This is a genomic window from Rhodothalassium salexigens DSM 2132 (genome assembly GCF_004341375.1).
Taxonomy (GTDB): Bacteria; Pseudomonadota; Alphaproteobacteria; order Sphingomonadales; family Rhodothalassiaceae; genus Rhodothalassium; species Rhodothalassium salexigens.
In genome coordinates this window covers 391,453-417,344 of sequence record NZ_SLXO01000003.1, presented here as the reverse complement: position 1 = coordinate 417,344, position 25,892 = coordinate 391,453, and the positions used below count along the sequence as shown (strand labels likewise).

21 protein-coding genes, 1 tRNA gene, 2 pseudogenes and 1 CRISPR repeat array are annotated in these 25,892 nt (G+C 67.8%); of the genes and pseudogenes, 20 read left to right on the top strand and 4 right to left on the bottom strand.

Features of this window, described 5'->3' with window-relative positions; all coding sequences use genetic code 11:
* Positions 1-108: 108 nt before the first annotated feature.
* Positions 109-564 carry a DUF1826 domain-containing protein gene (locus tag EV659_RS15205; protein WP_424511435.1) on the bottom strand — a complete coding sequence of 152 codons (456 nt, stop codon included), beginning with the start codon at positions 562-564 and terminating at the stop codon, positions 109-111.
* Positions 456-1,590 (bottom strand): annotated as a pseudogene (locus EV659_RS06470) (GTP-binding protein). The gene EV659_RS15205 and the pseudogene EV659_RS06470 overlap by 109 nt, the downstream one beginning before the upstream one ends.
* Positions 1,591-1,674: 84 nt before the next feature.
* Here EV659_RS06470 and EV659_RS06465 point away from each other — a divergent pair.
* The 3 genes from EV659_RS06465 to EV659_RS06455 are packed head-to-tail and all read left to right on the top strand — an operon-like array spanning position 1,675 to position 4,186.
* A complete protein-coding gene (locus EV659_RS06465; protein WP_200287791.1) occupies positions 1,675-2,580 on the top strand; it encodes a metal ABC transporter solute-binding protein, Zn/Mn family in 906 nt (301 codons plus the stop codon).
* On the top strand, positions 2,577-3,320 hold the full coding sequence (locus tag EV659_RS06460; protein ID WP_132708017.1) for a metal ABC transporter ATP-binding protein: 744 nt from the start codon (positions 2,577-2,579) through the stop codon (positions 3,318-3,320). The genes EV659_RS06465 and EV659_RS06460 overlap by 4 nt, the downstream gene beginning before the upstream one ends.
* Entirely contained in the window at positions 3,317-4,186 is an 870-nt protein-coding gene (locus EV659_RS06455) for a metal ABC transporter permease (RefSeq protein ID WP_132708016.1), read from the top strand. Before EV659_RS06460 ends, EV659_RS06455 begins: the two co-directional genes overlap by 4 nt.
* Before the next feature lie 17 nt (positions 4,187-4,203).
* On the opposite strand, the pseudogene EV659_RS06450 reads toward EV659_RS06455, so the two are convergent.
* A pseudogene (locus EV659_RS06450) lies at positions 4,204-4,964 on the bottom strand (IS5 family transposase).
* A gap of 244 nt (positions 4,965-5,208) precedes the next feature.
* Here EV659_RS06450 and cas3 point away from each other — a divergent pair.
* The 8 genes from cas3 (at position 5,209) to cas2e (ending at position 14,223) form a co-directional block, all read left to right on the top strand.
* A complete protein-coding gene (gene cas3, locus EV659_RS06445) occupies positions 5,209-7,923 on the top strand; it encodes a CRISPR-associated helicase Cas3' (protein ID WP_132708015.1) in 2,715 nt (904 codons plus the stop codon).
* Between the two features lie 188 nt (positions 7,924-8,111).
* Positions 8,112-9,803 (top strand): type I-E CRISPR-associated protein Cse1/CasA, encoded by a 1,692-nt coding sequence (gene casA / locus EV659_RS06440; RefSeq protein WP_132708014.1) that lies wholly within the window; start codon positions 8,112-8,114, stop codon positions 9,801-9,803.
* Complete coding sequence (gene casB, locus EV659_RS06435) at positions 9,803-10,372, top strand: type I-E CRISPR-associated protein Cse2/CasB (protein ID WP_132708013.1); 570 nt, start codon at positions 9,803-9,805, stop codon at positions 10,370-10,372. Before casA ends, casB begins: the two co-directional genes overlap by 1 nt.
* On the top strand, positions 10,369-11,448 hold the full coding sequence (gene cas7e, locus EV659_RS06430) for a type I-E CRISPR-associated protein Cas7/Cse4/CasC (protein WP_132708012.1): 1,080 nt from the start codon (positions 10,369-10,371) through the stop codon (positions 11,446-11,448). Before casB ends, cas7e begins: the two co-directional genes overlap by 4 nt.
* The gene (cas5e, locus tag EV659_RS06425) at positions 11,445-12,197 is read left to right on the top strand and encodes a type I-E CRISPR-associated protein Cas5/CasD (protein ID WP_132708011.1); all 753 of its coding nucleotides are present in this window, start codon (positions 11,445-11,447) and stop codon (positions 12,195-12,197) included. The genes cas7e and cas5e overlap by 4 nt, the downstream gene beginning before the upstream one ends.
* The gene (gene cas6e, locus EV659_RS06420; protein WP_132708010.1) at positions 12,194-12,925 is read left to right on the top strand and encodes a type I-E CRISPR-associated protein Cas6/Cse3/CasE; all 732 of its coding nucleotides are present in this window, start codon (positions 12,194-12,196) and stop codon (positions 12,923-12,925) included. The genes cas5e and cas6e overlap by 4 nt, the downstream gene beginning before the upstream one ends.
* 10 nt (positions 12,926-12,935) lie before the next feature.
* Positions 12,936-13,889 (top strand): type I-E CRISPR-associated endonuclease Cas1e, encoded by a 954-nt coding sequence (gene cas1e / locus EV659_RS06415; protein WP_132708009.1) that lies wholly within the window; start codon positions 12,936-12,938, stop codon positions 13,887-13,889.
* Between the two features lie 4 nt (positions 13,890-13,893).
* A complete protein-coding gene (gene cas2e / locus EV659_RS06410; protein WP_132708008.1) occupies positions 13,894-14,223 on the top strand; it encodes a type I-E CRISPR-associated endoribonuclease Cas2e in 330 nt (109 codons plus the stop codon).
* A gap of 94 nt (positions 14,224-14,317) precedes the next feature.
* Positions 14,318-17,030: direct repeats of the CRISPR family, unit length 29 nt; unit sequence GTGTTCCCCGCCCACGCGGGGATGAACCG.
* 126 nt (positions 17,031-17,156) lie between these two features.
* Here cas2e and EV659_RS06405 read toward each other — a convergent pair.
* Positions 17,157-17,246 (bottom strand) — tRNA-Ser (locus EV659_RS06405).
* 397 nt (positions 17,247-17,643) lie between these two features.
* On the opposite strand from EV659_RS06405, the gene rplU reads away from it, so the two are divergent.
* From rplU to gpmI, 9 genes are all read left to right on the top strand, one after another.
* A complete protein-coding gene (rplU, locus tag EV659_RS06400; protein WP_132708007.1) occupies positions 17,644-18,069 on the top strand; it encodes a 50S ribosomal protein L21 in 426 nt (141 codons plus the stop codon).
* A 6-nt stretch (positions 18,070-18,075) separates the two neighbouring features.
* Positions 18,076-18,330, top strand: a complete 255-nt coding sequence (gene rpmA / locus EV659_RS06395) for a 50S ribosomal protein L27 (RefSeq protein ID WP_132708006.1) — start codon at positions 18,076-18,078, stop codon at positions 18,328-18,330.
* 315 nt (positions 18,331-18,645) lie between these two features.
* Positions 18,646-19,749 (top strand): GTPase ObgE, encoded by a 1,104-nt coding sequence (obgE, locus tag EV659_RS06390; protein WP_132708005.1) that lies wholly within the window; start codon positions 18,646-18,648, stop codon positions 19,747-19,749.
* Positions 19,734-20,912 (top strand): glutamate 5-kinase, encoded by a 1,179-nt coding sequence (gene proB, locus EV659_RS06385; RefSeq protein WP_132708004.1) that lies wholly within the window; start codon positions 19,734-19,736, stop codon positions 20,910-20,912. The genes obgE and proB overlap by 16 nt, the downstream gene beginning before the upstream one ends.
* Positions 20,909-22,255: a glutamate-5-semialdehyde dehydrogenase gene (locus EV659_RS06380; RefSeq protein ID WP_132708003.1), complete on the top strand. Its 1,347-nt coding sequence runs from the start codon at positions 20,909-20,911 to the stop codon at positions 22,253-22,255. Before proB ends, EV659_RS06380 begins: the two co-directional genes overlap by 4 nt.
* Positions 22,252-22,950, top strand: a complete 699-nt coding sequence (locus tag EV659_RS06375) for a nicotinate-nucleotide adenylyltransferase (protein WP_200287793.1) — start codon at positions 22,252-22,254, stop codon at positions 22,948-22,950. Before EV659_RS06380 ends, EV659_RS06375 begins: the two co-directional genes overlap by 4 nt.
* A 12-nt stretch (positions 22,951-22,962) precedes the next feature.
* Positions 22,963-23,358, top strand: a complete 396-nt coding sequence (gene rsfS / locus EV659_RS06370; protein WP_200287795.1) for a ribosome silencing factor — start codon at positions 22,963-22,965, stop codon at positions 23,356-23,358.
* Positions 23,359-23,800: 442 nt separating this feature from the next.
* Positions 23,801-24,259, top strand: a complete 459-nt coding sequence (gene rlmH / locus EV659_RS06365) for a 23S rRNA (pseudouridine(1915)-N(3))-methyltransferase RlmH (RefSeq protein ID WP_132708002.1) — start codon at positions 23,801-23,803, stop codon at positions 24,257-24,259.
* Between the two features lie 52 nt (positions 24,260-24,311).
* Positions 24,312-25,889 carry a 2,3-bisphosphoglycerate-independent phosphoglycerate mutase gene (gpmI, locus tag EV659_RS06360; RefSeq protein WP_132708001.1) on the top strand — a complete coding sequence of 526 codons (1,578 nt, stop codon included), beginning with the start codon at positions 24,312-24,314 and terminating at the stop codon, positions 25,887-25,889.
* Positions 25,890-25,892 lie beyond the last annotated feature (3 nt).

The window sequence follows — 25,892 nt, the reverse complement described above, 5'->3', positions numbered from 1 at the left end:
AGGGCTGGAAAAACGCCCACTCCTCGTCCGTCATCAACCCGCGAACCAAGACCGCCTCCCAAAAGCCAGTCTTGAATCACGCTTCGACCGCCTTGGGAATCCACTTCGTCAACAGGACCTAAGGCGCAGCCATCGGGCCTTGATCAGCCCGGCGAAGATGTCCGCAAGCGCCGCGATGTCGTCCACGAAGCGGTCTCGCTCTGGGCCGGCGGGTATGCCAGACGCATCGCAGACCTCCAAAGCGGCGTCGCGGACTGCGTCGGGTCGCAGGATCACCCAGGCCCTTGGCAGGACATCCGGATCGAGCCCATCGATCCAGGACTGGACCCCCGTCAATGGCTGCCGCCGCCAGATCACGGCGGCGCAGCCAGGTCTATGAAGCGCAGACAACTCCTCTATCGTGTCCGCGACGCCCACTGCGATCGACGCATTCTTAACGATTTCCCGAACGAAGCTCATGCCGCCTCCGCGCGCCGCCAGATCGGAAAGGGATCGGGCAGGTCGGCCCAAGCGGCGGGTGTGAACTCGGCGGTATCGATCAGCGCCGCGTTCAGCCGCGCGCAGATGGCCTCGCGGTCGAGGCCCACCCCGATGAACACGATCTCCTGTCGGCGGTCGCCCCAGGGCTCGGCCCAGCGGCGTGACCGAGGAGATTGCGCCAGCCAGGCTGAATTCCACCACCCATTCGGGCCGCGTGGCGATCCAGAAATGACCCTTGGCGCGGATCGTTCCCGGCAAATCCCCGTTCAGAACCTCGTAGAGCCGCTGGGGGTGGAAGGGTGCGCGAGCGTTATAGACAAAGGAGGTGATGCCGTATTCCTCGTCCTCGGGCACGTGGTTAGCGAAACCATACAGTTCCTTGGCCCACATCGGGTGTTCATGAGCGGTCTCGAAATCGAACAGGCCGGTATCGAGGATGGCCTCGGCGGGCACGTCGGACTGATCCGTTTGGATGATCTGGGCATCTGCATTGAGGGCACGGATGATCTTGCGCGCGGCGTCCGTACGCTCTGGCCCGGCATCCGTCACCTTGTTGAGGATCACCACATCGGCAAACTCAATCTGCTCGGTCAGCAGACTGACAAGGCTGCGGTCGTCTGCCTCGTCCAGGCTTTCGCCGCGATCGATCAGGAAATCGTGGCTGGAGTAATCCTTGAGCAGGTTCACCGCGTCCACCACCGTCACCATCGTGTCGAGCCGCGCCACATCCGACAGGCTTTGCCCCATCTCGTCGCGGAAACCAAAGGTAGCCGCCACGGGCAGCGGCTCGGAAATGCCTGTGGATTCGATCAGCAAGTAGTCGAAGCGTCCCTGTTCCGAAAGGTGGCGCACCTCTTTCAGAAGATCGTCGCGTAGGGTGCAGCAGATGCAGCCGTTCGACATCTCGACCAGTTTCTCCTCTGACCGCGACAACTCGGTGCCCTCGCGCACGAGATCGACGTCGATGTTGACCTCGGACATGTCGTTGACGATCACCGCGACGCGTCGGCCCTCGCGATTGTTCAGCACACGATTCAGAAGCGTGGTCTTGCCGGCCCCGAGAAAGCCGGAAAGCACGGTGACGGGAAGGCGGGTGTCGGCTGCTGGCATGCGCACTCCTTTGCTGCATCGGGCCGTTGGCCCTGTTGGTCTGTCCCCCGCGGTCATGTGTGAACCGTTGGATGACTTGCGTAAATGTTACGTTATAACATAACAGAACAACGCGAAAGGCGCTTCGACATGGTGGTCCGTTTTTTCCTCACACGGCGCGCGGCTCTGCTTGGGCTTGGGGCGCTGGCGCTCGCTCCGGTCTGCGCCAGAGCACAAGTGCGACCGACGGTCTTTGTCAGCATCCGACCGCAAAAATCCTTCGTGGATCGGATTGCCGGCGATTTCGTGCAGGTAGAGGTGATGGTCCCACCCGGGGCCAGCCCGGCCACGTACGAACCGTCCCCTCGGCAGATGCTGGCCCTTGCCGATGCGGTTGCATGGTTCCGAATCGGTGTTCCCTTCGAAAAGACTTGGGCACCGCGGATCGCAGCCAACCATCCCCAGCTTGAAATCGTCGATACGCGTCAGAGCATCGCGTTCCCGCCCGCGCCAGCAAACGGTGGAAAGCGCAATCCTCACATCTGGCTCAGTCCGCGACTGGTGCAGCGGCAATCCGAGAGCATCCGCGATGCCCTGTCCAACCTGTTTCCGGAGCAAGCGCAGCAATTTGCAGCGGGACAGGCGGCCTTCGCCGCTGATCTGGCAGCGCTCGATGCCGAACTGACCTCGCGTTTCGCCGGGGTTCAGAACCGCCGATTCATGATCTATCACCCGGCCTTGTATTATTTCGCGCAAGACTACGAGCTTGAGCAGATCGCCATAGAGGCCGACGGACAAGAACCTGGCCCGGCCAGCCTCGCCCGGATTATCGAAGCGGCCCGAGCCGCTGACATCCATGTGATCTTTGTGCAGCAGGAATTCAGCCAGTCGGCCGCCCAGGCGGTGGCGCGGGAGATCGACGGCGAGGTGGTCACGCTCGCTCCCCTTGCCGAGAACATGCTGGAGAACACCCGCGACATCGCAGATGCGCTGTTGCGGGCCATGAAATGACGCCGGCTCCGGCGCTGGAATTCTCCCATGTCGGGTTTTCCTACGGCACGGCACCGACCCTCGAAGACGTTTCGCTCCGGGTGGGCGCAGGGGAGTTCTGGGCGCTGATCGGCCCCAATGGTGGCGGCAAGAGCACGCTTCTGAAGCTGGCCCTCGGGTTGCTCGTATCGGACAGTGGAGAGATCCGCATATTTGGAAAGCCGCCTGCCGAGGCCCGCGCACGGGTCGGATATGTGCCGCAATTCGCCACCTTTCCTCGCGATTTTCCGTTGGCTGTGGAGCAGGTCGTGCTCCAGGGTCGGCTCGACAGCCGGAACTGGTGGCACCCGATGCGTAAGGGCGATCATGCGGCCATCCGCACGGCGCTAGACCGTGTCGGTGTGGCAGACCTCGTGGCGCGCCCAATCGGTTCGCTGTCGGGCGGCCAGTTGCAACGGGTAATGATCGCGCGCGCGTTGGTGGCCGATCCCACGCTTCTGTTGCTGGATGAGCCGACCGCCCATGTGGACACGGATGCGGAGACGAGTTTTTTCGATCTGCTGGCGGGCTTGCGCAACAGCATGGCCATCGTGATGGTTTCGCACGACGTGGGCCTCGTCTCGCGTCATGTGGACCACATCGCCTGCCTCAAAAGGACGCTGGTCTGGCATGGCGCCGCCCCGCTGACCGAGGGCATTCTGGCCCAGCTTTACGGCGCCTCGGCGCGCCTCGTCGATCACCGTCTGACGGAAACCTCATGAGCTTTGCGACCGCACTTTTCGAGCATGATTTCCTGCGCGTCGTAGCGCTCGCTGCGCTGATCGCTGCGGTCTCGGGCGGTGTGGTGGGGACGATCGTGGTCACACGTCGGCTCGCATTCCTCGCTGGCGGGATCGCCCATGCGACGCTCGGCGGTATGGGCGTTGCGCAATGGGCAGGCCTCGATCCGCTTGGCGGCGCCACCGTCGCCGCTGTGATGGCGGCCCTGCTGATCGGGATTGCGGCGCATTCTGGTCACGAGCGCGAGGACATGCTGATCGGCGCAATCTGGGCAATCGGCATGGCTGTCGGCCTGATCGCTATCGCGCACACGCCCGGTTACCAGACTGATCTGATGACGTATCTTCTCGGCAATCTTCTGATGGTCACGGCCCAAGACGTCGCGGTAATGGCCGGTCTTATGGCGTTCGTGCTGGCACTGCTGTTCCTGTTCTGGCGGCCCGTCGTTGCGACGATGTTCGACGACGAATTCGCAACGACACGCGGCCTTCCGACCCTGGCCATCCAGCTTGCCGTTCTCGTTGCGATAGCGCTGGTCGTGGTCGTTCTTCTGCGGGCGGTCGGACTTGTGCTGGTCATGGCTCTGTTGACCCTGCCGACGGCCACGGCAGGGGTTTTCACACATACGCTAGGACGGCTCATGGCCGCCTCCGCCGTCGCGGCGCTTCTGGCTATGTGGCTTGGGCTGGAAATGGCGCTGCGCACGGACTCGCCCACCGGCGCGAGCATCGTGTTGTCTGCGGCTATGCTCTACGTCGCAGCGCTGTCATATCGACGCTTGCGACAGACCCGCAATCGTTCTCAAGATCAGCACCGGAACATTAGGCTCCAGACTCATAACCAGTAGCGGACGAGTGCGACGGTCTAGACGGCAGCAAGGAAGTTGACGGCCAAACGGCCGTATCTCGTGGCGACGCGGCGAAAGTCCTTCAGTCGACCGACCATGCGCTCTATGGCGTTGCGATCGCAGTAGAGGAAGGGCGAGCAACAGGTCTTCCAGCACCGATCCGCCTTGGGTGGGAGGTTCGGGGCGGCTCCCTGGTTGTCGATGATCTGCCGCACCCGGTCGGTATCGTAGCCCTTGTCCGCATGGACGATGACCTCTGCCGGCAGCGCATCGAGAAGAGGGGCGCCGCCGCGACAGTCCGAGGCATTGCCTCCGGTGCGGTGGAGGCGCAGCGGGCGGCCATGATAGTCTGTCAGAGCATGGATCTTCGTGGTCCGACCGCCGCGCGACCGCCCGATGGCGTGGCTCTGCTCCCCTTTTTCCGCCGCTGGCGCAGCGGTGTGCACGGACAGCGGAACTGTCGATCATCACGTCGGAAGGTGGTCCGCCGGTATCCACCAGCGCCGTGAAGATATCGGTCCAGATGCCTTTGGCGGCCCATCGGACGAACCGGTTGTAGAGCGTTTTGCGCGGGCCGCAGACCTCCGGCGCATCCACCCAGCGCCAGCCAGACTTCAGGATGCGGACGATGCCGCTGGTGACACGCCGATCATCGACGCGGAGGCTTGCCCCTCGGGTCCTGCGGCTGCCGGAGCACAAGGCGGTCAACCTGTTCGTCCGACAGCCAAAAATGAGAATGCCATACGACAAGCTCCCCTCCAGGGAGTTCGGATCGCATCTGAAGCCGCAGGGGAAGCCCGTTTATGGGGCCTGCCCCTAGATGAGAAGCAAGGAGCAGAGGTGAGATTGGTGTGGCTGTTGGACAGAGTACCGGTGGAATGAGGTGTCCGGCGCAATGAATTATTAACAATCTCAAGTATTCACAATTGATGCAAAAAACAAAGATTGAAAATATTTTAATAATATGCTGAAATCTAATAACAATGAAAAATTTTTATGGCCAACCATCTGGATGATTTAGAGTGCCGCCAGAAAAACAGCAGTCTTTATTGACCTTTTGGGGCAAGGCCCATCCGGCCAGCGAGGTTCCCGCCCACCCTCTGGCCTACCACGCCCTTGACGTGGCGGCAGTAACGCAGTGCCTGCTGTCGTCCGACCCCGCGCGGTGCAGCGCGCTGGCGCGCGCCCTCGGCGTGGCGGAAAGCGATTGTGTTCGTCTGTTGGGCGCGCTGGCGGCCTTACACGACGTTGGCAAGGTCTCTCTGCCGTTCCAGGGAAAGGCGCCTGAGCACCGGCCGGCAGTGCTATCGGACTATCCGGAGCTCGTCGATCCTGGGCATGACACGGCCGCTTGGCTGTGGTTCGTCCATCTGGCGCCGCGAGACCTTAAAGACCGGCTGGCGCCCACCGGCGCTCTCAACAGGATGCTGCCGGCGGCGTTTGGCCACCATGGCCGGCCTCCCGGCCAGGACCGCACCACGCCCCGTCGCGCCCGCGACCATTTCCCGCCCGAGAGTGTCCAGGCTGCCAATACACTCGTCGAATGGGTTTTGGCACGGCTGGGGCCGACCGATCCGCTTCACATCTCCACTGACGCCGCCAAACGGGCGGCGCTGGCGGTGGCCGGATTGATCGCGACCTCGGATTGGATCGGCTCGGCCCAGCGCTGGTTCGCCTATACGCGACCCGACCATGACCTGGACACCTACTGGTACGATATCGCCTGCCCCAGGGCCGAACAGGCCGTGAGAGCGTCCGGCGTTGTGCCGGCCCCACCGGCCGGCCTTCGGCCTTTCCATGCCCTGGCCAGCCTGCCCGAGGGCAGCGCCACCCCCCTGCAACACTGGGCCGAAACCGTCGCTCTGCCGGCTGAAGAGCCGATCCTGTGCCTTCTGGAAGACCTGACCGGCAGCGGTAAGACAGAAGCCGCGCTGATGCTGGCCCATCGGATAATGGCGGCGGGCCGTGCCGGGGGACTTTATCTCGCGCTACCGACCCAGGCCACGGCAAACGCCATGTTCGACCGACTAGGCGAGCTTTACCGGGGCCTATTCAAACGCGAGACGACGCCGTCCATCGCCCTGGCCCATGGCGACCGGGGCATGCATCCTGGCTTTCGTGCCGCCACATTGCCCGCCAACCAGGATGAACGCGCCTATGGTGACGAAACCGCAGAGACCGTCGCCGACGTGCCAGCCGGGGCGCAGTGCGCGGCCTGGGTCGCCGACGACCGGCGACTAGCCTTTCTCGCCGATATCGGCGCCGGCACGGTGGATCAGGCCCTTCTGTCCGTGCTGCCGGCCCGCCATGCCGGGCTGCGGCGCTGGGGGCTTCTGGGTAAGGTGCTGATACTGGACGAGATCCATGCCTATGACGCCTATGTCGGGGAAGAAATCGCCGCCCTGATCGAGGCCCATGCCGCGCTGGGTGGTCACACCGTCCTGCTGTCGGCGACCCTGCCGACAAGCCTGCGGGACCAACTGACCAACGCTTTCCGGCGTGGCGCCGGCGTGGCGCAATCGCCCCAGGAGGCCGCCGCCCGCCCAGAGGCCCTGCGCCCCTATCCCGCTGGCACGGTTCTGTGCCGAACCGGCGAGGACGCGCAGTCCATTGCAGCATGGTCTCGCCAGGCACGACGACTACCGGTGCGTACCCTGGCCACACCGGAACAAGCCCTCAGCGAGGCCGAGACGAGCGCCCGCGACGGCCAAGCCGTGCTGGTCCTCCGCAACACCGTGGACGAGGCAACGGCCGCTTATGACGCGCTGCGGGACCGGGGGCTGTCGCCGCTGCTGTTTCACGCCCGCTTTGCGCTTGGGGATCGGCTGACCATCGAGGCCGAGGTCATGCGCCGTTTCGGACGCCACAGCCAAGCCGAGGACCGGTCCGGCGCCATATTGGTCGCCACCCAGGTGGTCGAGCAGTCCCTGGACGTCGATTTTGATGCCCTGTTCACGGATCTGGCCCCAATCGACCTGTTGATCCAGCGCGCCGGGCGGTTGTGGCGCCATGCGCGGAGAGGGCGTCCCGGACGGGAAGAATTGGTTGTCGTTACGCCAGCCGCGATCCCAGACCCGAATGAAAGCTGGATTGGTGCCGTTCTGCCCGGAACCGCCGCGGTCTACCGTAACCACGGGGTTCTGTGGCGCACAGCCCGCCTGCTGGAGGCCGAAGGCGCGCTCGACCTGCCAGACCGGGCACGTGCCTTGATCGAGAGCGTCTATGGACAGAGCGCCCCGACGCCCGAAGCCCTACTGCGCTCCAGTAGCGAGGCCGAGGGGCAGGCGATGGCTGGCCGGGCCAAGGCACGCGCGGAGATCCTGCCGCTTTCGAGCGGATATGCGGACACGCACCACTGGGAGCCCGACCACCGCATCCGCACCCGTGACGCCGATGATCCCGTCACCCTGCGTCTGGGCCGCTGGCAGGACAGCGTCATTCAGCCCTGGATCGACCCCGACCCCAAAGTCGACCGCACAACAGCGATGGCTTGGCAGTTGTCCCAGGTTTCATGGAATCTGAAGAGGCTTGCACGCACGGCCTGGGAGGAGCCGGACCCAGCCCTGGCTCGCGCCGTCGCCGAGGCCCGCAAGACCTGGGGGCGCTGGGAACGTGATCTACCGCTGGTGGTGCTGAGACCGACCGGAAAAGACGGCTGGACCGGGGAAGCCCGCGACGACAAGGGCCAGCCCCTGGCAATCCGCTATTGCCCTCAACGCGGCCTAAGCCTAACCTGATTCCTACTCTCAACAGAGTATGGCCCGAGTTTGGGCATGAGCTGCGCGCAACATGCAGCATGTTCCCCGCCTTAGCGGGGATTAACAAGAGACGAAACCCTGGAATTTGTCTTGACAAGAAAGCGGCGGCCCAATGTTCTGAAAAAGAGTTTAGGCGTTAGCTGATATCCGATCGAAAGGCCGCTTCCATGCCCTTTTCCCTGCTCGACCACCCGTGGATCCCGGTCCGGCGCGCCAACGGCTGGACCGGCCTTGTCCGGCCTGATCAGCTTACCGATTTCCTGGAACAGTGCGAATCGCCCATCGTGGCCCTGGCCGCGCCCCGCCCGGACGTCAACGGCGCCCTGCTGGAATTCCTGATCGGCCTGGTCTCCACCACCTGTCCACCGGATGGTGACGACGATTGGGAGCCCGGCTGGATCGCCCCGCCCCCGCCCGAAACGCTGCGCGCGGCATTCGCCCGCCATGCCCAGGCGTTCGTGCTGGATGGCGACGGCCCGCGCTTCCTTCAGGATCAAGAGCCGCTGCAAGGGGGCGAAACCCCGGTCGCGGCGCTGCTTATCGACGCTCCCGGCCAGCAGACCCAAGAGCGCAATACCGACATGTTCGTCCGCCGCGGGGCGGTCAAAACGCTGTCGCGCCCCGCGGCCGCCTGGGCGCTGTTGACGTTGCAGACCTACGCGCCCTCAGGTGGTGCTGGACACATGACCTCGTTGCGCGGCGGTGGCCCGCTGACAACCGTGGTATCGCCGCCCGAAAACGACCCTGGAACCGCTACGCTGTGGCACTTGGTGTGGCTGAACGTGGAAAGCCGTACCGCCTGCGATCAGCGTCGCACGACCGACGCACCGACCGACCCCGCCGCCGTCTACCCCTGGCTCGGCGCAACCCGGGTCTCCGGCAAACAGGGCGCGCGCACGGCTCAAAGCCATGCGGATCCACGCCACGTCTGGTTCGGCATGCCGCGTCGCATCCGCCTGACTTTCCGCCCAGCCGAGCCGAGCGAAACCTGCGACCTGACCGGGGCGACAGACGCCATCATGGTCTCCGGCTATGTCACTCGCCCCTATGGATTCCAGTACGGCGAGGGCGGCTTCCAACACCCCCTAACGCCCCACTATCGCCCCAAGCCCAACGCCGACTGGCTGCCCGTTCACGGTGGCCGGCAAGGGATCGGCTATCGCGACTGGCTGGCCCTGACCAGCAACGAGACAGACACCGCCCGCCAACCAGCCGCATGCGTGACAGCCGCACGGGACCGCCTCGCCGACTTGGGGATCTATGACGGCGTTCGCCTGCGCGCCTTCGGCTACGATATGAACAAGAAGAAGGCCTGTGGCTGGGTGGAGGCGGAGATGCCCCTGCTGCTCGGCCGGGACGACGACGCCCGCGACCGCATTGACGACGCCGCGCGGTCGATGGTGGCAGGCGCCAATCTGATCGCCGCTGCAACGGCTGACGCTGTCGAAAAGGGCTTGTTCGCCAAATCGAAGAACGCGCGCGGCGATTTCTCTGCCCTGGATGCGCGCGTCTGGCGCCAGACTGAGCCCGCCTTCTTCAAGGCCCTCGGCGAGGCCGCCGACCCTAAGTCGGCCGACACCGCCCCCTCACATGCCATCCGCACACGGTTCCTGGCGGTGCTGCGCGAGACCGCCTGCGCCGTGTTCGACGAGGCTGTCCCTGTCGAGGGCTTAGAACTGACCGACTTCAGACGGATCGTCAACGCCCGCCGCTGGCTGACCGGCCATTTCGTATCGGCGACGAAGACCGGCAAAAAGGTCCATGAGGCCCTCGGCCTGCCCGTTGCCCCCCCCGGAAAGCCGAAAACCAGGAAGACGAAGACGGCCGGCATCACCGCCGGCCAGATGGAGGCGCTGTGATGAACGACCGCAAACCTGACCCCGGCATCGTCGCGCGCGACTGGTGGCGCGACCTTCAGACCGACCGCGCCGCCATGGCTAACCTGCGTCGCTGCCACGATCCCACTGAGGCGCTGTTTCTTCCCGCCACTCTGCGACTGTGGCGGGCCCTTCCCCTGTCACGCCACCAGCTTGAACGCGCGGGAACGCTGGCCGTGACATTGGCCCATGTTCGAAAGGACGCCCACGAGGATGCGCCGAATAGATCCATCGCCCAGGCCATCGGGCCGGGCAGCCTGGACACCAAACATCAGCATGAGCCCCGGCTGTCCCAGGCCCGCTTCCGCCGCCTGCTCCTGACCGACGGCCAGGACGAGGCCGCCTTGATGACCGCCATGGTCCGGCTGGTCCGGATGCTGCGCGGCACCGTGAACGTGCCTGACCTGGCCGTTTCCATTGTCTGGTGGACCGACCGCACCCGCCAACGCTGGGCCTTCGATTATTTCAACGCCGGGTCGGCTCGGCCGGGTGCCGGGGCCACCGACACCGAGGACACCTCCCCCGCCCTAGTCGCCGGAGACGCACCATGACCACCTTCGTTCAAATCCATACCCTGGCCTCCTACCCCGCAGCCAACCTCAACCGCGACGACAGTGGCCGCCCCAAAACGGTCATCATGGGGGGCGTGCCGCGCCTGCGCGTTTCCAGCCAGTCGCTCAAGCGCGCCTGGCGCACATCCGACGCCTTCCAGTCCGCCCTGAACGGGCATCTGGGCCAGCGCACCAAACGCCTGGGCGAAGACCTGCACGCCTATCTGACCGACAAGGGCATGGCGGAGGAGACCGCGACAACGACCGCGCGCGCCATCGCCGACGTGTTTGGCAAGCTGGAAGACAGCAAGGATGCCCACCCTTTGCAACTGCGCCAACTGGCCTTCATCAGCCCTCAGGAACGCGCGGCGGCCTTCGCGCTGGCCGATCAGGCGCTGACCGGCGAGCCGTTCACGGATTCGAATACGATCAAGAACGACACCGTCCTGCGCCGCACAGACACCGCCGCCGATATCGCCCTTTTCGGTCGCATGCTGGCCGATGATCCCCGCTACAATCGCGAGGCCGCCGCCCAGGTCGCCCACGCCATGACCACCCACCGGGTCGTGGTGGAGGACGACTACTACACGGCTGTGGACGACCTTAAAGACCCTCACGACGCCGATGATTCGGGCGCTGCGCATGTCGGCGTGCAGGAGTTCGGTGCCGGCATCTTCTATGTTTACGCCTGCATCAATTACGACCTGCTGGTGGAGAACCTGGAGGGGCACACGGGCCTGGCAAACGATGCCATCGCCGCCCTGGTACGCGCCGCCGCCACAGTGACCCCCAAGGGCAAACTCAACAGCTTCGCCCACCATACCCTCGCCAGCTTTGTCCTGGTCGAGCGTGGAGAGGACATGCCTCGTGGCCTGTCCTCGGCGTTCCTGAAGCCGATCGGGGGACACGATCAGATGACCGCGTCGGTCAAATCCTTGATTGAGACCCGCGTCGCCCTGACCGAGGCCTATGGCAACGACCCTTCCGCCAAAGCCCTGGACCTGACCAAGCAATGGCCCGGCGCCAAGGGAACCATCGACGACTTGGCCGCCTTCGCCGTGGAGGCGCCGGCATGACCGCGTTCCTGACCATCACCCTGTATGGCCCCCTGGCGGCGATGGGCGAGATCGCGGTCGGCGAGAACCGCACCGGCTGGCCGCGTCCGGCGCGCTCGGCCGTTCTGGGGCTGCTGGCCGCCGCCCTCGGTCTGCGCCGCGATCAGGAGGAGGCCCTGGCCGCCCTGGATCGCGCCTGGGGGCTCGCCGTGCGCGACGATGCGCCGGGCCGCCCGTTTACCGACTATCACACCGTCCAGGCCCCCAGCACCCGGCGCGGCCGCACCTTCGCCACCCGACGGGAAGAACTCGCCCTGGCGCGCCACGACCTGAACACGCTGGTTTCGCGGCGCGACTATCGAGCCGATGCGCTCTATACGGTGGCGCTGTGGCCGCGCCAGGCGGCCGACCCCACGCCCGACCCGCACGCCCTGGCCGAGGCACTGCGCCGGCCCGTCTTTGCGCCGTACTTCGGGCGGCGCGGCTGTCCGTTCGCGCTGCCGCTGGACCCGCAGGTGGTAGAAGCAAACACCCTGCCCGAGGCGTTCGCCGCCCGTGCTCCGAAAGAGCCGGAACGGACAGTCCGCGCGCATCTGAGAGCCGAGGGCCGAACCGTCGCCGCCGACCAGGATGCCCCCGGCCTGCCCCCAGCCGAACGGCGCGAGACCCGGCGCGACGTGCCGCTCAGCCGGCGCCGCTGGCAGTTTGCCGAACGCCCGGTGCTGATCGCCACCCTGCCCACCCTCCCTGAGCGGGAGCCCGCCCCATGACCGATCATCCCTGGGTCCTCAGCCGCATCACGCTGCGCCGCGATGCCACCGCTGCAGCGCTCGCTCCCATCCTCTTGCCGGACGGGCGTCATTCGCCGACGCCGCTGGCTATCGGTCACCGCCTGATCTGGTCACTGTTCGCAGACCAGCCGGAGCGCGACCGGGATTTTCTGTGGCGGGAGATCGAACCCGGCCGGTTCATTACCTTCTCCGCGCGCGCACCCCGACGCGCAAGCGACTTGGTGACCGTCGACGAGCCCAAACTCCTGGACGTGACCTGGCGGACCGGTCAGCGGCTGGCGTTCTCTCTGCGAGCCAACCCCACGGTAGCGCGCCGAGACGGCAAGGGCCGACGCGGCAAACGCCATGACGTGATCATGGATGCGCTGCGCCCGATTGAGCGCGGCAAGGACCGCCGCACAGCACGGCCCAACCTGGAACGGGAGCGCGGTTTGGCTTGGCTAAGCGCGCGCGCCGAGCGCTGCGGCTTTGCCCTGGAGACCGACGTCAACGGCACTCCCTGCACACAGGTGGACGGCTATCGCCAGCATGTCATTAAACGCCGAAAGGGCCGCCGAGCCGTGCTCTCCAGCCTGGATTTCGATGGCCTGTTGCGCATCACCGCCCCACAGGTCTTCGCGGCCGCTCTGTGCCAAGGCGTCGGCCCGGCCAAGGCGTTCGGCTGTGGCCTGTTGCTGGTGCGCCCGGCCCCCTTGGCCGCAGAGTAGAGAGCCAGCCATGAGCCCGATATCCGGCCTGACCCCGCCCAAGCCGATCCCGATCAAGGACCGTTCCACCTTGGTGTTCGTTCAGAAGGGACAGGTGGACGTCATCGACGGAACCTTTGTCGTGGTCGATGCCGAGGGCGTGCGCACTGTCATCCCCGTCGGGGGCATGACGTGCCTGTTGCTGGAACCGGGCACCCGGATCAGCCATGCCGCCGTCGGGCTGGCAGCACGGGCTGGCACGCTGCTGCTATGGGTCGGCGAGGCAGGCGTGCGTCTGTACTCGGCCGGACAACCGGGGGGCGCCCGCGCCGACCGCCTGCTTCACCAGGCCAGGACCGCGCTGGACGAAACCGCCCGTCTGAAGGTGGTGCGCCGGATGTATGAACTGCGCTTCGGCGAGCCGGCGCCAGAGCGGCGCTCCGTCGATCAGTTGCGTGGTATTGAGGGCGCCCGCGTGCGCGCCCTGTACAAGAGTTTCGCTCGTGATTACGACGCTCGCTGGGACGGCCGCGTCTATGACCCGGATGACTTCGACAGCGGCGATCTGGCCAACCGCTGCCTGTCCTCGGCCACGGCCTGTCTTCACGCCCTGGCCGAAGCCGCCATCCTGGCCGCCGGGTATGCGCCGGCGATCGGCTTTCTGCACACCGGCAAGGCGCGTGCCTTTGCCTATGATATCGCCGACATTTTCAAGTTCGAAACCGTCGTCCCCGTGGCCTTTCGGGTCACGGGTGCGGTCCAGAACAATCGCCCCATCGACCGTCGGCCGGTGGGCGATCCGACACGAGCGGTTCGCCTCCTCGTGCGTGATGCATTCCGCAAGACCCGGCTGCTGGAAAAGCTGATCCCGACCATCGAGGACGTTCTCGCCGCTGGCGGCCTGACCGCGCCGGACGCGCCGGCGGAAGCCCAACCGCCGGCGATCGCGGAGCCGACGTCGGGCGACATCGGGCACAGGGGATAGGCCGATGATGGTGATCGTGGTCGAAAATGTTCCGCCCCGTCTGCGCGGACGTCTGGCCGTGTGGCTGCTGGAGGTGCGTGCCGGTGTTTATGTGGGGGTCTATGGCCGCCGGACCCGCGAGATGATCTGGCGCCAGGTGGTTGACAATATCGGCGAAGGTAGCGGGGTACTGGCCTGGAACGCGCCCACCGATGCTGGGTTCGAGATCGAAACCTGCGGCCCCAACCGGCGCGAGCCGGTGGACTATGACGGTTTTCGGCTGGTAGCGTTCCGGCCGCAGGAACGGCTTGGCCCTCAAGACCACCAGAAAACCCGCGCCGATAATCGCTCCTGAAAACACTGAACTGGAACCGCTGAACAAAGGCGGAACCGTCGGTGGGTTGTTTGACATTGTAAAATGTGTTTAAGGTCAACGCTCTACAAGAAGAGTGTTCCCCGCCCACGCGGGGATGAACCGGCGTCGCCGCCGCCGCCGACTCGGTCAGCCTCGTGTTCCCCGCCCACGCGGGGATGAACCGTCTCGGGCATCCTTCGCGATCAAAGTGTTGCCGTGTTCCCCGCCCACGCGGGGATGAACCGCGAGGCAAATATCGCGGCGCTGGCACGCGACTGTGTTCCCCGCCCACGCGGGGATGAACCGCTATAAAGAAAAGAAAACGAACACGTGAAAGAGTGTTCCCCGCCCACGCGGGGATGAACCGCCGCTTCTCGGCCCGAAATTTCGAGAGCAACCGTGTTCCCCGCCCACGCGGGGATGAACCGGTGTATAACCTGGCCTGGTCTCGGCCCAAGCCGTGTTCCCCGCCCACGCGGGGATGAACCGGCAATTGCGACGGCGGTGATCGGGGGCGTCATGTGTTCCCCGCCCACGCGGGGATGAACCGGCGACATCTATGCCGCGATCCTGGAGATCTCGGTGTTCCCCGCCCACGCGGGGATGAACCGGCGCATTCGGCCTGGTCGACGACACCACCGAGGTGTTCCCCGCCCACGCGGGGATGAACCGGAGCGGCGCGGGCTGAAAACCGAGATCTATGCGTGTTCCCCGCCCACGCGGGGATGAACCGGAGCGGCGCGGGCTGAAAACCGAGATCTATGCGTGTTCCCCGCCCACGCGGGGATGAACCGTCATGGGCATCCTGCGCGACCAATGTGTTGCCGTGTTCCCCGCCCACGCGGGGATGAACCGTGATCCGTCCATGATCGACAATCAGTCAGATTGTGTTCCCCGCCCACGCGGGGATGAACCGTGCCAACGCGGTATGTGCTGACCGTGTTTCGTGTGTTCCCCGCCCACGCGGGGATGAACCGACCCACGGCAACGCGCGAATAGCGAGTGCTGGGTGTTCCCCGCCCACGCGGGGATGAACCGGCCGGCACAACTGACCACGCGCTCGACTGGTCGTGTTCCCCGCCCACGCGGGGATGAACCGGGCGCCTATGTGGCGCCGCCGGCCGAGGATGAGTGTTCCCCGCCCACGCGGGGATGAACCGGGGGCGACGTGCAGCCGCCAGAGATCGAGGGGGTGTTCCCCGCCCACGCGGGGATGAACCGGCGTTTCGCAACGGAAATTGACGCCGGCACAGGTGTTCCCCGCCCACGCGGGGATGAACCGATCAACCGGCAGGATCGGGAGTTGTGGGAAGCGTGTTCCCCGCCCACGCGGGGATGAACCGTCTGGGACATGATGTCCGCCAGCGGCGACCTTGTGTTCCCCGCCCACGCGGGGATGAACCGGCACGGGTTCGAGAGGCAGATCATCAAACCCGGTGTTCCCCGCCCACGCGGGGATGAACCGGGGGCTTTTTTATGTCTGCGAAGTCGATTGCGGTGTTCCCCGCCCACGCGGGGATGAACCGCCGTCCAAAAAGACCGAGGCGAAGATGCGCCAGTGTTCCCCGCCCACGCGGGGATGAACCGACCGCCACGCCCCGCGCGGCGGTGACGGCTGAGTGTTCCCCGCCCACGCGGGGATGAACCGTAAAATCGCCGGGCCAATCTTTGACGATATCGGTGTTCCCCGCCCACGCGGGGATGAACCGGGTCGACGGCGCGTGCGTTGGCAATCGGAGGAGTGTTCCCCGCCCACGCGGGGATGAACCGGAATGGCGCGCTTATACATTAGACGGAGTCTAGTGTTCCCCGCCCACGCGGGGATGAACCGCGCAGGTCCTGGCTGTTATCCGTAAAATCCAGGTGTTCCCCGCCCACGCGGGGATGAACCGATTACCCGCTGGCGCGCGCCCACCTCTCCGAAGTGTTCCCCGCCCACGCGGGGATGAACCGGCCGCCAGCGGGGACCTTTTGCGACCGCTGATGTGTTCCCCGCCCACGCGGGGATGAACCGGCTTCGACGGCTAAAAGGGGGTCGGGATGGTCGTGTTCCCCGCCCACGCGGGGATGAACCGGTTTCTTTGCTCGGCTTTTCGATCTTGCCGTTGTGTTCCCCGCCCACGCGGGGATGAACCGGCAATACCTGCCAGAATAAGCGGACTCATCGCGTGTTCCCCGCCCACGCGGGGATGAACCGACGCTGAACCCGTCTACATTCTTGTTGGACGGGTGTTCCCCGCCCACGCGGGGATGAACCGAATACGAGGTCCTCTGACTCGTCTTCCCTGTCGTGTTCCCCGCCCACGCGGGGATGAACCGTACGTGCGCTCGACCACGTAGTAGGTCGTGTCGTGTTCCCCGCCCACGCGGGGATGAACCGGTCGCACGTCACAAGAAAAATCGAGCGTGTCAGTGTTCCCCGCCCACGCGGGGATGAACCGACTGGCCCACCATCCGCGTCGGTGACGTGAATGTGTTCCCCGCCCACGCGGGGATGAACCGGCCGGCCAGCCGATCACCGCCACCCAGGGGTGGTGTTCCCCGCCCACGCGGGGATGAACCGGCGATCGCGCGCGAGCTGCAATGCGCGGTGCTGTGTTCCCCGCCCACGCGGGGATGAACCGCCGACCGCCTCGGCGATCTCCTCCAGGCACGGGTGTTCCCCGCCCACGCGGGGATGAACCGGGGCGAAATTGACCGCCGACGAAATTGCGCGAGTGTTCCCCGCCCACGCGGGGATGAACCGAAAGGGGCAAGCGAAAAATCGACCTTTTCTTCGTGTTCCCCGCCCACGCGGGGATGAACCGCCCGGAGCGCAGAGCAAGCGCTGCGGTCTTGGGCGAAGAATGCGGGTGGATGCGAAGACCGGTCAAGCCGGAGAGGCGCATAAAACGGCGCTTGAGAGACCGGTACGGAACACCGTCGGGAGGGGGTGGCGGAGGAGGAGGGATTCGAACCCTCGGTACGCTTGCGCGCACAACGGTTTTCGAGACCGCCCCGTTCGACCGCTCCGGCACTCCTCCGCACGCGCGGTCACCCGTTCCCAGGCGAAGCGAGGGCGGACCCTACTCAAGCCACCGCACGCTGGCAAGGCCTGATTTGCGCTTTTCGACCCGACGTTGGCGCTTGACCGACCGGGCCGCTTGGCTATATCTAACCCGGTTCGGTGTCTCGGCGTGGGTCGGGGCACCGTTTGGCGTTCGCGTGCACGTCGGGCCAAGCGCCCCGACACCGGGCTTGGCCCGGCGCGCGAAGGTCCGACGCCCGGCATCGTCCGAGACCGCCCCGCCGAGCCGGGCGGCTTGGCCCGTGCCGATCGATAACGACAGCCAGCGGCCACCGCCCTAAGCGGGATCGCCCCCTGACCAACGGGGCCCTCCCCCGGTCGGTCGCGGCACAGAATAGAAAGCGTGACCCGAGATGTACGCAGTGATCAAGACCGGCGGTAAACAATACCGCGTGGCCAAGGACGACGTGATCCGCGTCGAAAAGCTGGCGGCGGAAGCCGGCGACACCATCAAGCTGACCGACGTGCTGATGGTCGGCGACGACAAAGGCGTCACCGTGGGCGACCCCACCATCGCCGGCGCCGAAGTGAGCGCTGAAGTGGTCGAACAGACCCGCGGCGACAAGGTCATCATCTTCAAGAAGAAGCGGCGCCATACCTATCGGCGGACCAAGGGCCACCGGCAGCATCTGACGGTGCTCAAGATCACCGACATCGCCGCCAAGAAGAAGGCCGCGCCGAAGAAAAAGGCGGCCGCCAAGACCACCAAGGCCGACGACGCGGCCAAGGGCGACGACACCAAGACCACCGACGGCGCGTCGGGCGACACCAAGGAGTAAGCGGCAATGGCACACAAAAAAGCTGGCGGTTCATCGAAGAACGGCCGCGACACAATCGGCAAGCGCCTGGGCGTCAAGAAGTTCGGCGGCGAGCGCGTGGTCCCCGGCAACATCCTGGTGCGCCAACGCGGCACCCGCTGGTACCCCGGCGACAATGTGGGCATCGGCCGCGACCATACCCTGTTCGCGCTGAGCGAAGGCCAGGTGCAGTTCCGCACCACCCGCAACGGCCGGCAATACGTCTCGATCGTCGAGGGCTGACGCCCCGGCCGAGACCGCAGGTCGTCGCCCGGGCCCGGTCGGCCGCCGCCGCGCGGATCGCCCGGCCTGGGGGTGCGGCCGGAAGGATCGGCCCCCAGGGGTCGGCCCAGAGATTGCCCCTCAGGCACGCCCGTGCCTTGGCCCAAGGCACCGGTACCGGCATCGACGATGGTGCCGGCCACCGGCCTGGCCGTCCGGGTGGCGGCCGGGGGACGCACACAGACACCAAGCGGCCGGGGCCTGCCCGACCGCTTTTTTGTTTGGCGCCGCGCCGGCGCTTCGTGACCCTGACATCGCGCCTCAAGGAGACGCCCGATGAAGTTTCTCGACCAGGCCCGCATCCACGCCCAATCGGGGGCCGGCGGCAATGGCTGCCTGTCGTTCCGGCGCGAGAAGTTCGTCGAATACGGCGGCCCCAATGGCGGCGACGGCGGCCGCGGCGGCCATGTCTATGTGGAGGCGCACGAGGGCCTGAACACCCTCGTCGACTTCCGCTACGCGCCCCACATCAAGGCCGGGCGCGGCGTCCACGGCATGGGCTCCAACAAGCACGGCGCCGCCGGCAAGGACGTCACCATCACCGTGCCCGTGGGCACCCAGATCTATGACGAGGACATGGAGTTCCTGCTCGCCGACCTGACCGATCCCGGCCAGCGCATCCTGCTGCTCGAAGGCGGCCAGGGCGGCAAGGGCAATGCCCACTTCAAGTCGTCCACCAACCGCGCACCGCGCCGCACCACGCCGGGGACCCCGGGCGAGGAACGCTGGCTGTGGCTGCGCCTGAAGCTGATGGCCGACGCCGGGCTCGTGGGCCTGCCCAATGCCGGCAAGTCCACCTTCCTGTCGACCGTGTCGCGCGCCCGGCCCAAGGTCGCCGACTATCCGTTCACCACCTTGGCGCCGCAACTGGGCGTGGTGCACGCCGATGGGCGCGAGTTCGTGCTCGCCGACATCCCCGGTCTGATCGAGGGCGCGCACGAAGGCCGCGGCCTCGGCACCCGGTTCCTGGGCCATGTGGAACGCTGCGGCGCGCTTCTGCACCTGGTCGACGGCACCGGCGACGACCCCGGCGCCGCCTATCGCACCGTGCGCGACGAGATGATCGCCTATGACGCCGGCCTTGAAGACAAGCCCGAGATCGTCGCGGTGACCAAGGCCGACGCGCTCGACGCCGAGCTGGCCGCCGACGCCGTAGCGGCGGTGACGGCAGCCGGCGCGCGCGACGTGCGCCTGGTCTCGTCGGTGGCCGGCCAGGGCGTATTCTCGCTGCTGACCGCCCTGCTCGCCGCCATCGACGCCTACCGCGCCGCCGAGGCCCGCGCCGACGCCATGGCGGCGGACGGCCCGGCCGACGGCGACCCGGCGACCCGGGCGGGCGACGACGCCGACGGTGGGACGGGATCATGGTCGCCGGTCTGACCGGGCTCGACACCTGCGTGGTCAAGGTCGGCTCGTCGCTCTTGGTGGCGGGCGCCGACGGCGGACCGCGCGGCCCCTGGCTCGACGCCCTAGCGCAGGACCTGGTCGGGCGCGCGCGCCGGCTGGTCATCGTCACCTCGGGCGCCATCGCCCTCGGCCGCACCGCCCTCGGCCTCGACCGGCGTCCGGCGAGCCTGGCCGAAGCCCAGGCGGCGGCCGCCGCCGGCCAGATCCGCCTGGCCCTGGCCTGGTCGGCCGCCTTCGCCGGCGACACCGGTGACGACACAGGCGGCGCCCCACACCGCCGCGCCGGCCACCGGCGCACCACCGCCCAGGTGCTGCTGACCCTCGCCGACCTGGACGACCGGCGCCGCTATCTCAACGCCCGCGACACCTTAGACGCCCTGCTCGGCGCCGGCCTGGTGCCGGTGGTCAACGAGAACGACACCGTCGCCACCGACGAAATCCGCTTCGGCGACAATGACCGGCTCGCCGCCCGGGTCGCCCAGGTGGTCGGCGCCGACCTGCTGGTGCTGCTGAGCGACGTGGACGGGCTGATGGACGCCGACCCGCGCCGCCACCCCGACGCCCGGCTGATCGAGCGGGTGGCGGTGGTCGACGACCGGCTGCGCGCGCTCGCCGGGCCCACCGGTGCCACCGGCGTCGGCACCGGCGGCATGGCCACCAAGCTCGACGCCGCCGATATCGCCACCCGCTCAGGCACCACCGTGCTGCTGACCAGCGGCCTGGCCGACCGACCGCTGGCGCGCTACGAGGCGACCGGGCGCGGCACCCTGTTCGCGCCCCAGGAAAACGGCCTGGCAACCCGCAAGCAATGGCTGCGCGGGTTGCAGGGGGTGCGCGGCACGCTCAGCGTCGACGCCGGCGCGGTCCGCGCGCTCGACCGCGGCGCGAGCCTGCTGCCGGCCGGCGTCACCCGGGTCGACGGCCGGTTCGAACGCGGCGACCCGGTGCGCGTCGCCGGGCCCGACGGCCGCGCCTTGGGCCAGGGCCTGGCGGGCTATGGCGCCGCCGACGCCGCCGCCATCGCCGGTCAGCGCCAGGACCAGATCGCGCAGACCCTTGGCTATCCGGCCCGAGGGCCTATGATCCACCGCAACGACTTGGTATTGTTCCACCCCCTGCGAGGCACGGACCCATGACCGAGACCGCGCGCCCCCAAACCAGCCAGCCCAAGAGCGCGGCCGACACCGCCCCCGAGCGTGCGCCGGCAGACATCGACGCGGCCGACGATCGGGCGCGCCGGCTGATCGCCCAGATGGGCGCAGCGGCGCGCGCCTGCCTCGGCCGCCTCGCCGCCGCCACCAGCGACGACAAGACCCACGCGCTGGTCGCCGCCGCGCGCGCCATCGAGGCCGACGCCGAAGCGATCCTGGCCGCCAACGCCCGCGACATGGCGGCGGCCGAGGCGCGCGGCCTGGCACCGGCCCTGCTCGACCGGCTGCGCCTCGACACCGACCGCCTGGCCGGAATCGTCGCGGCCGTCGACAAGGTCGCCCACCTGCCCGACCCGGTCGGCCGCACCCTGGCAAGCTGGCAACAGCCCAACGGCCTGGCGTTCGAGCGCGTGGCGACCCCCTTGGGCGTGGTCGGCGTGATCTACGAAAGCCGCCCCAATGTCACCGCCGACGCCGCCGCCCTGTGCGTCAAGGCCGGCAACGCGGTGATCCTGCGCGGCGGCTCGGAGGCGGTGGAGACCAATCGCGCGCTGCACGCGGCGTTTGCCAAGGGGCTCGCCAGCGCCGGCCTGCCGGGCGAGGCGGTGCAATTGGTGCCCGACCAGGACCGCCGCTTGGTGGCAGCACTGCTCGGCGCCACCGGCGTGGTCGACGTGATCGTGCCGCGCGGCGGGCGCTCGCTGGTCGAGCGGGTCGAGGCCGACGCCCGGGTGCCGGTGTTCGCGCACCTGGAGGGGTTGTGCCACATGCTGCTCGACGCCGCCGCCGACCCCGACCGCGCCCGCGACCTGGCGCTGAACGCCAAGATGCGCCGCACCGGGATCTGCGGCGCGCTTGAAACGCTTCTGGTCCACAAGGACTTCGCACCCCACCTGCCGCCGATACTCGACGCCTTGAAGGCGGCCGGGTGCGCCCTGCGCGGCGACGCCGGCGTCTGCGCGCTCGACGCCGAGGCGACGCCCGCCAGCGAGGCCGACTGGGCGACCGAGTATCTCGACGCCATCCTGGCGGTGCGGCTGGTCGACGATCTGGACGCCGCCCTCGACCATATCGCGCGCTACGGCTCGGGCCACACCGACGCCATCGTCACCGAGGACCGGGGGGCGGCCGAGCGCTTCCTGGCCGAGGTGGACAGCGCCATCGTGCTGCACAACGCCTCGACCCAGTTCGCCGACGGCGGCGAGTTCGGCTTCGGCGCCGAGATCGGCATCGCCACCGGCCGGGTCCATGCCCGCGGCCCGGTGGGGCCGGAGCAACTCACCACCTTCAAATACAAAGTGCGCGGCAGCGGCCAGACCCGACCTTGACCCTGGCCTCCGTCCACGCCGCCGCACCAGCACAGGTGCGGGCCCTGACCACGCCGCCGGTGCCGCCGGCCGGCGCCGACCTGTGGGCCGGCCAGCGCGTCGGCCTGCTCGGCGGCTCGTTCAACCCGGCCCATGACGGCCACCACCATATCAGCAAGGTGGCGCTGCGCCGATTGGGGCTCGACTGGGTCTGGTGGCTGGTCAGCCCGCAAAACCCGCTCAAGCCCAAGGACGACATGGCCCCCTTCGCGGCCCGCTTCGCCTCGGCCGAGGCCGCCGCACGCCACCCGCGCGTGCTGGTCAGCGACCTGGAAACCCATATCGCCACGCGGTTCACCGCCGACACCATCGCCGAATTGTCGGGCCATTTCCCGCGTACCCGCTTCGTCTGGCTGATGGGCGCCGACAATCTGGTGCAGTTCACCCGCTGGCAGCACTGGGATCGCATCGCCCACACCGTGCCTATTGCAGTGATCGACCGTCCGGGGTATTCTCACGCTGCCTTGACGGCCAAGATGGCGCGTATTTTTGCCCATCGCCGCTGCCCGGAGAGACAATGGCAAACGCTGGCCACGCGATCGCTCCCTGCCTGGGCATTTATCACGTGCCCCCGGCATCCGGCGTCCGCGACGCGTATCCGGGAAACCATGAGCGACCAAGGCATGGGCCCGGACGGCCCATATTCTGTAGCATGAGAGGGAGACACCTTGCAGGTTAGTCCCAGCACGGTCGGCGACAGTCCGGCCACCGGCGCCCGGTCATCCGACCGCCTTTTGGACCTGGTCCGGTCCTGCCTTGACGACAACAAGGCCGAACACATCACCACCATCGACCTGGACGGCAAGTCCAGCATCGCCGACCATATGGTCATCGCGTCGGGTCGCTCGAACCGGCAGGTGTCGGCACTCGCCGACTATCTGGTCCGGGCGTTGAAAGACGCCGGCCACGGCAGCCCGATCATCGAAGGTCTGCCCCAGGCCGACTGGGTGCTGATCGACGCCGGCGATGTGGTCGTCCACCTGTTCCGCCCCGAGGTCCGCGAGTTCTACAATCTGGAAAAGATGTGGGCCATGGACCCGGCCGCCGAAGCGATGCTGAACTGACGCCCGGGCGCCCGGCAACCGCCCGCCCGGCCCACACAGCCTGACCCGGTCGGCCCGACAGACACCCGCCGACGTGCCCGATCCGGCGCGCCGTGCGGCTGTTCCAGGGCCGCCCCTGGGTCCCCCCGGCGCCGACCACGAGCCACCCAAGCGGCCAGGCGCCGGCGCACCGGCCCAGCCCAAGGCGCCGGGCGACGCGCCCAGCGCTGCGGCCGCCCAGGCGGGCCGGCGCTCCCTTGTCAGCGGCTTGACCACGCCGGGGGGGGTGACCGTGTTGGGGCCTGAACTCGACGGCGCGGCGAACGCCGCCCGGCTGATGGCTGGCTCACCGCTTTGGGTCGGGCCGCCCCGGTTGATTCGGGCCGGCACCGCGTCTGGTCCGTGCAGATCCGCCTTTGGCCCGCTCCTGATCCGCTCCTGGCGCCCCCGATCGGAGACATCCATGGACATCATCGTTGCGGCGGTCGGCAAGCTCGGCCGCGGCCCCGAAGCCGATCTGGCCGCCGCCTACGCCAAGCGCCTGGCCTGGCCCGTGACCACGGTCGAATGCCCCGAATCGCGCGCCGATACGGTCGACCAGCGCCGCGCCGACGAAGCCCGGCGGCTGCGCAAGGCGCTCGACCGCGCCGACCGGCTGATCGCCCTCGACGAACGCGGCGCCACCCTGACCTCGCGCGACCTGGCCGGCCAGATCCAGACCTGGCAGGACGACGGCTGCCGGCGCCTCGGCCTGATCGTCGGCGGCCCCGACGGGCTCGACCCCGACCTGACCCATGAAGCCGCCTTGACCTTGAGCCTGGGCCGGCTCACATGGCCCCACAAGCTGGCGCGCGCGATGGTCTATGAGCAACTGTATCGGGCCTGGACCATCACCCAGGGCCACCCTTACCATCGCGACTGACCCGCACGCGCCGACCCGACCACCGCGAACCGCCAGAGGAGACCGTCCGGCCATGTCCGCCCCCAACGCCCCGCGCCCCAAGCCCGTCGTGCTGTGCATTCTGGACGGCTGGGGCTGGCGGTCCGACAGCGACGCCAACGCCGCCGCCCAAGCCCGCACGCCGGTCTGGGACCGGCTGTTCGCCAGCGCGCCCAAGGCGTTCCTGAAGACCAGCGGCAGCGCCGTCGGCCTGCCCGAAGGCCAGATGGGCAATTCGGAAGTGGGCCACATGAACCTGGGCGGCGGGCGCGTGGTCAAACAGGATCTGCCGCGCATCGACGATGCCCTTGGAAGCGGCGAGTTGGACCGCAACACCGCGTTTCGCGACTTCGTCGCCGCGCTCCAGCGCACCGGCGGCACCGCGCACCTGGTGGGCCTGGTGTCGCCCGGCGGCGTGCACAGCCACCAACGCCACATCGCCGCCCTGGCCCGCGCGCTCGACACCGCCGGCGTGGCCGTGCGCATCCACGCCTTCCTCGACGGCCGCGACACGCCGCCCAAAAGCGCCGCCGACGCCATCGCCCGGCTCGAAACCGATCTCGACGGCCTCGACAATGCCCGCATCGCCACGCTGTCGGGGCGCTATTTCGCCATGGACCGGGACCAACGCTGGGACCGGGTCGAAAAAGCCTATCACGCCCTGGTGCTGGCCGAGGGACCGAGCCGCCCGAGCCCGGCGGTCGCCGTCGCCCAAGCCTATGACGCGGGCGAGACCGACGAGTTCGTCACCCCGTGCGTGATCGCCCCTTATGCCGGCATGGCCGACGGCGACGGCGTGTTGATGGCCAATTTCCGCGCCGACCGGGCGCGCGAGATCCTCACCGCCCTGGCCGACCCCGCCTTCGACGGCTTCGAGCGGCAGCGGACCGTCGCCTTCGCCGCGCGCGCCGGCATGGTCGAATACTCCACCGACCTGGCCCCGCTCTATCCCGCCCTGTTCCCGCCCGAAGCGGTCGACAATGGCTTCGGCGCGGTGGTCGCCAAGGCCGGGCTGAGCCAGTTGCGCATCGCCGAGACCGAGAAATACGCCCACGTCACCTTCTTCTTCAACGGCGGCGAAGAGGCGCCCGAACCGGGCGAAGAACGCATCCTGGTGCCCAGCCCCAAGGTCGCCACCTATGACCTGGCGCCAGAGATGAGCGCCGGCGAGGTCACCGACCGGGTGGTCGACGCGATCGACCAGGGCCGCTTCGACGCCATCGTGATCAACTACGCCAACCCCGACATGGTCGGCCACACCGGCGACATGGACGCCGCCAAGCGCGCCTGCGAAGCGGTCGACGCCGGGCTCGGCCGGCTGCTCGACGCGGTGGAACGCGCCGGCGGCGTGGCCATGGTCACCGCCGACCACGGCAATGTGGAACTGATGCGCGACCCCGAGACCGAGCAGCCGCACACCGCCCACACCACCCTCGACGTGCCGGTGTTCCTGGTCAACGCCGCCCCCGGCCTGGGCCTCGACGACGGTCGGCTGGCCGACGTGGCGCCGACGCTGCTGGCGCTCATGGGGCTCGACCAACCCGACGAGATGACCGGCCGGGTGCTGTTGACCGGCGGCGACCGCGCCACCGCCGCTGTGGCCGCTGAATAGGTC